Source organism: Fibrobacter sp. UBA4309 (assembly GCF_002395745.1).
Classification (GTDB): domain Bacteria; phylum Fibrobacterota; class Fibrobacteria; order Fibrobacterales; family Fibrobacteraceae; genus Fibrobacter.
The window spans coordinates 14,645-22,629 of the sequence record NZ_DGUN01000032.1; the positions used below are offsets into that span (position 1 = coordinate 14,645).

The 7,985-nt window shown below is 55.6% G+C and carries 7 protein-coding genes and 2 pseudogenes; all 9 read left to right on the plus strand.

Annotated features, from left to right (window positions below; genetic code table 11):
• A pseudogene (locus B3M32_RS03600) lies at positions 1 to 477 on the plus strand (glutamine synthetase type III); the annotation flags it as partial.
• A gap of 127 nt (positions 478 to 604) precedes the next feature.
• A complete protein-coding gene (bioA, locus tag B3M32_RS03605; RefSeq protein ID WP_290743634.1) occupies positions 605 to 1,915 on the plus strand; it encodes an adenosylmethionine--8-amino-7-oxononanoate transaminase in 1,311 nt (436 codons plus the stop codon).
• A gap of 6 nt (positions 1,916 to 1,921) precedes the next feature.
• Positions 1,922 to 2,719, plus strand: coding sequence for a 6-carboxyhexanoate--CoA ligase (locus B3M32_RS03610; RefSeq protein ID WP_290743635.1), 798 nt, complete (start codon positions 1,922 to 1,924; stop codon positions 2,717 to 2,719).
• A complete protein-coding gene (gene bioF / locus B3M32_RS03615; RefSeq protein WP_290743636.1) occupies positions 2,716 to 3,945 on the plus strand; it encodes an 8-amino-7-oxononanoate synthase in 1,230 nt (409 codons plus the stop codon). Before B3M32_RS03610 ends, bioF begins: the two co-directional genes overlap by 4 nt.
• Positions 3,942 to 4,625: a dethiobiotin synthase gene (gene bioD, locus B3M32_RS03620; protein WP_290743638.1), complete on the plus strand. Its 684-nt coding sequence runs from the start codon at positions 3,942 to 3,944 to the stop codon at positions 4,623 to 4,625. Before bioF ends, bioD begins: the two co-directional genes overlap by 4 nt.
• A gap of 211 nt (positions 4,626 to 4,836) precedes the next feature.
• Positions 4,837 to 5,028 (plus strand): hypothetical protein, encoded by a 192-nt coding sequence (locus B3M32_RS03625; protein WP_290743639.1) that lies wholly within the window; start codon positions 4,837 to 4,839, stop codon positions 5,026 to 5,028.
• The gene (carA, locus tag B3M32_RS03630) at positions 5,025 to 6,176 is read left to right on the plus strand and encodes a glutamine-hydrolyzing carbamoyl-phosphate synthase small subunit (RefSeq protein ID WP_290743640.1); all 1,152 of its coding nucleotides are present in this window, start codon (positions 5,025 to 5,027) and stop codon (positions 6,174 to 6,176) included. The genes B3M32_RS03625 and carA overlap by 4 nt, the downstream gene beginning before the upstream one ends.
• On the plus strand, positions 6,169 to 7,827 hold the full coding sequence (locus B3M32_RS03635) for a CTP synthase (RefSeq protein WP_290743641.1): 1,659 nt from the start codon (positions 6,169 to 6,171) through the stop codon (positions 7,825 to 7,827). The genes carA and B3M32_RS03635 overlap by 8 nt, the downstream gene beginning before the upstream one ends.
• Positions 7,820 to 7,985, plus strand: a pseudogene (locus B3M32_RS12355) (carbamoyl-phosphate synthase large subunit); the annotation flags it as partial. The gene B3M32_RS03635 and the pseudogene B3M32_RS12355, both read left to right, overlap by 8 nt.

A 7,985-nucleotide genomic window follows, 5' to 3' on the forward strand; every position in this document is an offset into this window, starting at 1 on the left:
GGCCTCCCGAACATCCGCACCACCATGGAAGCCCTCCAGGCTCTCGCCAAGAAGGAGAACGTGGCTCTGTTCGAAAAGTACGGCGTGTTCAACAAGCGCGAACTCGACTCCCGTTACGAAGTCAACATGGAAGATTACCACAAGAAGATTCACATCGAAGGCAAGATCGCTTTCGACATCGCGAAGAACGTGGTGCTCCCGCAGGTGCTCTGCGCGTACAGCAACGCCCTCAAGACCAACGAAATGGCCAAGACACAGGGTTTCTACGCTGTAGACGGTTACGCCCGCGAACTCGGCGACAAGCTCAAGGATCTCGAAGCTGCTGTAGCCCAGATGGAAGCCGCTCTCGGCGACAAGCACGAAGCAATCCTTGATGCCATGGCTAACCTCCGCATTATCGTCGACAAGATTGAAGGTATCATCCCCGACGAAAAGTGGCCGTTGCCGAAGTATAGGGAGATGCTGTTTATTTACTAGTAAGCGACATCGACCGCGCAAGTCTGCACCAAATATAGACCTCCCGTCAACACGACGGGAGGCTCTTTATTCATCTGTCCACCAACAACTGCCAAGGCCTAGGCATAATTGCTATATTGCGCTCCAAATGGAAAAACCTTTAAATTTCGATAACGAGTATCTTTGGCACCCTTACGCAGCGCTGCATAAGGGGCCTTCTCGTTTTTTGGCAAAGTCTGCGCATGGTACGACCATAGAGACTGCCGACGGACTGAAACTTATTGACGCCGTATCGAGCTGGTGGTGCATGGCCCACGGGCATAACGCTCCCGAGATTGTCGAGGCGATACGCAGGCAGAGCGAGAAGATGTGCCACGTGATGTTCGGCGGATTCACGCACGAGCCCGCGATTGAACTGGGTGAACGCTTGGTGAAATTCCTGCCCGAAGGACTCGACAAGATTTTCTTTGCGGATTCGGGAAGCATCGCCGTGGAGTGCGCCGCCAAGATGGCGGTGCAGTACCAGCATGCGCTGGGCCGCCCGGAACGCTGTAAACTGGTCGCCCTGAAGGGCGGCTATCACGGCGACACCGCGGGCGCGATGGCACTTTCGGACCCCGACGGGATGCACGTGCTTTTCCGCGGGATTATGCCGCAGCACTACTTTGCAGAACGCCCGAATTGCAGGTTCGACGAGCCGTGGGACGACAACGATTTCGTCTCGATGGAACGGGTCGTAAGCGAACATAAAAATGAAATTGCCGCAGTCATCTGCGAGCCCGTTTTCCAGGGCGGAAACGGCATGTGGCTTTACAATGCGGGCTACCTCAGGCGTTTGCGTAAGCTCTGCGACGAGCAGGGTATCTTGCTGATTCTCGACGAAATCGCGTCGGGATTTTACCGCACCGGGCCGCGTTTCGCGATGGAACACGCGGGAATCACTCCCGATATCATGTGCATCGGCAAGGCGCTAACCGGCGGATCCATCACGATGGCAGCCTGCGTTGCCTCTGAAAAAGTCGCAGACTCCATTACGAACAGCAAGATTCCCGCCTTCATGCACGGACCCACCTACATGGCGAATCCCTTGGCATGCGCCGCGGGCATCGCCTCGCTCGACCTGTTCGCGAACCGCGACTACGCAGGCAGTGTCGCCCGAATCGAGAAACGGCTCCGCGCAAATCTGGAACCGCTCCGCAATCTTGATAACGCCGCCGACGTGCGCGTTCTCGGTGCCATCGGCGTCCTGGAACTGAAAGCGAAGTCCAGTGCCGACGACATCCTGAAAGTTATCAGGGAAACCGGCGTGTGGCTGCGTCCCTTCTGCAATTACGTCTATACCATGCCGCCGTTCATCACGAGCGACCAGGAAATCGACCGCATCTGCGAAGCCATCAAGCTCATAGGCGAATGCGAGCCCGCCCCGGTTATCGAAGGCGAAGACGAATTCCACGAGTAAATGACTATGGATTACTACAGTTTGAAAATGCGCGCATCGCAGCAAGTCGGTGAAGGCGAAAATGCCCACGAACAGCACATTTCCGGTGCTGAACGCATTGTCGCCCGCGAAAACGTCGAAGCCGTCTGCTCCGCCATGGTAAAGCGCGCCATGACACATTCCAAGGGCGACCCGGATTTTATCAACGTGAAAATCGAGAAGGTCCATGAAAGCGACATCCGGATTTTGAAGGCGTTGCCGGTGACGCGTGTGGATGTGGATACATGGCAGGAAGGACTGGAGAAGGCTTTTGAACTCATCACCCCGCTCATGGGAAACGGCAGTGACAACCAGCGCAGTTCTCAAGAACTTCGCGAAAAATTGCAAGAACTTTTGAAGGCGACCTTCCCCATGCGCGGCGCCATGCTCTACGACATTGCGACTGGAAAGCGTCTGGAACCCGACCAGGACCGCGGCGTACGCGCCACCTACATGGATGCGCTCCAAGGCAACGTGGTGGACAGCTGCAAGAACCACTTCAACGAAGCCATCGTGCTCGCGACAAAAGTCGCAAACGCTCCCGGCATGGTGGCGGAATTCTGCATCTCCGACGACCCGAATTACATCACAGGCTACGTGGCGAGCAAGGAACTCGGCTACGTACGCATCATGAAAATGAAGGAAATGGGCGACGAGAATGGAGGCCGCATTTTCCTCTTCGATTCCCGCAAGGCAGACGCCGAAGAGTGTATTGATTATTTACAAAAGAAGAAAGTTTTGGTGGAAGTAGTCGACAGTCGAAGGGTCCAGGGCAGAATGACATGAACGAAAGAATCTTAGACTTATTTACGAAAGACGCTTTGGAAACGGCGCGAGCGAATAATACTTACCGCTCGATGCGCTTGATGGAATCACCGGAATCATCGTGCGTTAAAATCCGCTCTGCAAATGGAGTTTTGCAAGAACAAATTTTGTTGGCATCCAATTCGTACCTGGATCTCGCGAACATTCCCGAGCTAAAACAGGCGATGGCGAATGCGGTACTTGAATGGGGCACCGGAAGCGGCGGGGCGCGACTCACTACCGGCAACAAGGCTCCGCACCAGGAACTCGAAGAGACGATCGCCAAATTCAAGGATACGGAATCCGCCATCACGTTCAATACCGGCTACATGGCGAATGTCGGGACCATTTCGGCGCTTTGCGGCAAGGGCGACTATATCTTTAGCGACACGCTGAACCACGCGAGCATCATTGACGGGATTCGACTCTCCCGCGCGAACTGCAAGGTTTATAGGCACAACGACATCGCAGATTTGGAACGTGTCATTAAAGAGGCCAAGGCGGAACACGCGACGCAAAGCGCAGCTTCAAGTGACACGCGACCTTTCCGCGGGCTCATCGTGACCGATGCCGTCTTCAGCATGGACGGCGACTTGGCCGATTTGCCGGTACTCCTGCGCGTCGCCCACGAACAAGATGCACTGCTCATGATTGACGAGGCACACGCCACGGGCGTGGTCGGCAAGACCGGCAGGGGGCTTGCCGAACACTACGGCTGTGCTCACGCCGACGTTACCGTCGGCACGCTGAGCAAAGCCGTCGCCGCCGAAGGCGGCTTCGTGGCGGGATCGAAGAAGCTCACCGAATTCCTCAAGAACAAGGCCCGCAGTTTCATCTTTACGACTGCGATGGCACCCGCCGTGGCCGCCGCCGCAAACGCGAACCTCAAGTATATCGACGCCCACCCCGAGCGCGTGCAAAAGCTCCAGGATAACGTCAAGTACTTCTGCGACACCTTGCGTAGCGCCGGCTTCCAGATTCCTCCCACCGCATCGGCCATCGTTCCCATTATCATCGGCGACGAAGCCCGCGCGCTTGAAATCTCGGCAGCACTCCAGAAGCGCGGAATCCTGATTCCCGCCATCCGCTACCCTACCGTCGCACGCGGGCAAGCCCGCCTCCGCGCAAGCCTGATGGCGACACACACGCAAGAACAACTGCAAACCGCTGCGGCAGCAATTGCCCAGGCGGTAAAAGAGGGTGTATGAACAACGGTTATTTTGTCACAGCTACCGGCACCGATGTCGGCAAAACTTTTGTCACGGCACTTCTCGTCAAGAAATGGCGCGATTCGGGAATCGACGCAGGATACTACAAGGCAGCCCTCAGCGGGGCTGAACTTCGCAACGGCAAGTGGATTGCAGGCGATGCCGACTACGTCAAGACGATCGCAGGCCTCCCCGACACGCAGGAACAGCTCGTCAGCTACGTTTACAAGGAAGCCGTTTCTCCGCACCTGGCCGCCCGCAAGGAGGGCAATCCGGTAGAACTTTCGAGAGTCCGCGCCGATTTTGAAGCGGCAACTAAACGACACGAGTTCATTTTCGCCGAAGGGAGCGGCGGCATCATCTGCCCTATCCGCTACGATTCCAGCGCATCCCTTGTCCCGCAAAAATTATTCCTCGCCGATATAATGAAAGTACTCGGCCTCCCCCTGCTCGTGGTTACCACGGCAGCACTCGGCTCTATCAACGCGTGCGTGCTCACAGTCGAGTACGCCCGCGCCAAGGGACTCTCCGTCCGCGGAATCATAGTGAACCGCTACGGAATGAGCAAGAACATGGAAATGGAAAACGACAACATCGCCATGATGCATGACCTCACAGGCCTCGACATCCTCGCCAAAATCCCGGAAGGGGCTTCCGACCTCACAGTCAATCCGTTCTAACGGTCGCATTTTGTCAGTTTTTCAGTCTTAAAAAAACAATATTTTACAAAGGGGTTACCTGCCGAACAAAGCGAAAAAAGGCACTCCGTTTTACATTTTTTGTCATTCTCACAAAAGACTTTACAAAAAATGAAAAACAAAAATGTCATTTTCAAAAAATTTCGCAAAAAAAACGTTAAAATCGGCTTTTTTTTGCTAAATTATAAGCCCGATGAAAATATCGGAATCCATCGAGGCACACCTGAGCGCAGCCGTTGCAGCAATCTCGCAACGCAACCAGGCGACTCTCCCCGAGCATCTGATTTTCATTTCTGTTTTTAAAGTTTTCAATCGTTTGGCAAAAGCTTCTGGCTTTTGCCTTTATTTTTATCCGGATTTTCATTACACAGCGAGCAATATATGACCGATAAATTCAACTGGAAAGCGAAACGCGAGAAGAAAGCGTTTTTGGCATTGGCGGATGGCGCCGTGTTCCACGGGTATGCCTTTGGAGAGGCTACCGATACCGTCGGCGAAGCGGTGTTCAACACCGGCATGGCGGGCTACAAGCAAATTTTGACGGACCCCTCCTACGCGGGACAGTTCGTGGTGTTCACCACGGCAGAAGTGGGCGCATACGCCGCAAACCTCGAGAAGTCCGAATCCCGCGACGTTTTCCTGAACGGAATTGTCGTAAACTCGCTGGACGATGTGAGCAAGGAAATCGGCGAAGAGAGCCTGCACGACTACATGCTCGCCCACAAGAAGCCGGGCATCGCGGGCGTCGATACGCGCGCTCTCACCATTCATCTGCGTGACCATGGCGCTCAGAAGGCATACCTCCACGTAGACGGCACCGAAATGAGCGAAACCGATGCAATCGCAAAGGCAAAGGCTTGGGAAGGCCTCGATGGTCAGGACTACGCGAGCAAGGTCAGCGATCCGAAGGGTTACGAGTTCAGCACCGAAGGCGACCTGAATGTGGTCGCACTCGATTTCGGTATCAAGACGAACATTCTGAGGAACCTCGCCGACCAGAAGATGAAGGTGACGGTGCTTCCGATTAACGCCACTTACGAACAGGTGATGGCGAAGAACCCGGACGGTGTGTTCCTCTCGAACGGCCCTGCCGACCCGAACAGCCTCCCGCAGGTGGCGGCGCTTGTAAAGCAGCTTTTGGGTAAGGTTCCGCTGATGGGTATCTGCCTCGGTAACCAGCTCCTGGGCCTCGCGCTCGGTGCAAAGGTTTCCAAGCTCAAGTTCGGTCACCACGGTTGCAACCACCCGGTCAAGAACCTCAAGACCGGTGCCGTGGAAATCACGAGCCAGAACCACAACTACGCTATCGAAGAAGCTTCGCTCCCCACGAATGTGGAAGTCACGCACATCAACCTGAACGACAACACAGTCGAAGGCATCCGCCACAAGGAACTCCCCGCATTCAGCGTGCAGTACCACCCGGAATCTGCTCCGGGTCCGAACGACTCCTACTACCTGTTCGGCGAGTTCAGGCAGATGATTCTCGATTTCAAAGCCGGCAAAAATGGTGCCGCGGAGGTGAAAAATGGTTAAGGCGACAAACAAAGGCAAGCAGACCAAGTACATCTTCATTACCGGCGGCGTGGTCAGCTCCCTCGGTAAAGGCATCACCTCCGCATCGCTCGCACTGCTCCTCAAGAGCCGCGGCTACAACGTGTTCATGCAGAAGCTCGACCCGTACCTGAACGTGGATCCGGGTACCATGAGCCCTTACCAGCACGGCGAAGTCTTCGTGACCGACGACGGCTACGAAACCGACCTTGATTTGGGCCACTACGAACGTTTCGCAGGCGTGCAGTGCTCCAAGGCTTCGAGCTACACTTCGGGCCGCATCTATTCCTCCGTGCTCGCAAAAGAACGCGCCGGAAAATACCTGGGCGGCACGGTGCAGGTCATCCCGCACATCACCAACGAAATCAAGGATGCCTTCCGTTCTGCAGCCGAAAGCGGTGCAGACATCGTGCTCTGCGAAATCGGCGGTGTGGCAGGCGACATCGAATCGCTCCCCTTCTTGGAAGCAGCAAGACAGTTCCGCTTCGAAGTCGGCGTCGAAAACACCTGCTTTATTCACCTGGTCTTGGTGCCTTACCTCAAGGCCGCCGGCGAACTCAAGACGAAGCCCTCGCAGCACTCCGTGGCAGAACTCCGCAACATCGGTATCTTCCCGGACATTCTCGTATGCCGCACCGAAATGACGATTCCGCAGGATCACCTCGACAAGCTCGCGCTCTTCTGCAACGTGAAGCCCGAATGCGTCATCGAAGAAAAGGACGTGACGGATTCTGTGTACGCCGTGCCCCGCGAACTTTCCAAGCAGGAACTTGACCTCCGCGTGTTGGAACAGCTCCGCCTGAGCGTGCACCCGATTATCCACTCCGAATGGGACAAGCTCGTCAAGAAGGCAACCCAACCGAAGTACGAATGCACCATCGCGCTGGTGGGCAAGTACATCGCCATCCGCGACGCCTACAAGTCCGTGCACGAAGCCTTGCAGCATGCCGGCATGGAACACAATGCCAAGGTGAAGGTGGAATGTATCGAGGCCGAAGAACTCGAAAAGAATCCGAACCTCATCAAGAACGCAGACGGCATACTGATCCCGGGAGGCTTCGGTAGCCGCGGCGTGAACGGCAAATGCGTGGCCATTCGCTATGCCCGCGAACACAAGGTCCCGCTGCTGGGCATTTGTCTCGGTATGCAGTGCTGCGTGATTGAATTTGCACGCAACGTACTCGGCTGGAAGGACGCCAACTCCACGGAATTCGACGAGAATACCGCCCACCCGGTCATCGACCTGATGGACGAACAGAAGAACGTCACCGAAAAGGGCGGCACCATGCGCCTCGGCGCTTACCCGTGCAAGCTCATGAAGGATTCCAACGCAGCAAAGCTCTACAAGAGCGAAAAGATTAGCGAGCGTCACCGTCACCGCTACGAATTCAACTACAACAGCGAATTCCGCAAGGAACTCGAAAAGGCCGGCCTCAAGATCGCCGGTACATCTCCCGACGGAAAGCTCGTTGAAATGGTGGAAATCAAGAACCACCCGTACTTTGAAGCCTGCCAGTTCCACCCGGAATTCAAGAGCAGGCCCACCGCGCCGCACCCGCTGTTCAGCGGCCTTGTCAAGGCGGCACTCGCACAAAAATCTAAGAAGAATGTGAATGGAGGCAAGAATGCCTAAGCGTACCGACATCAAGAAGATTATGCTCATTGGCTCCGGCCCGATCGTGATTGGCCAGGGCTGCGAATTCGACTACTCCGGCGTGCAAGCCTGCAAGGTGCTCCGCCGCGAAGGCTACGAAGTGGTGCTCGTGAACTCCAACCCGGCCACCATCATGA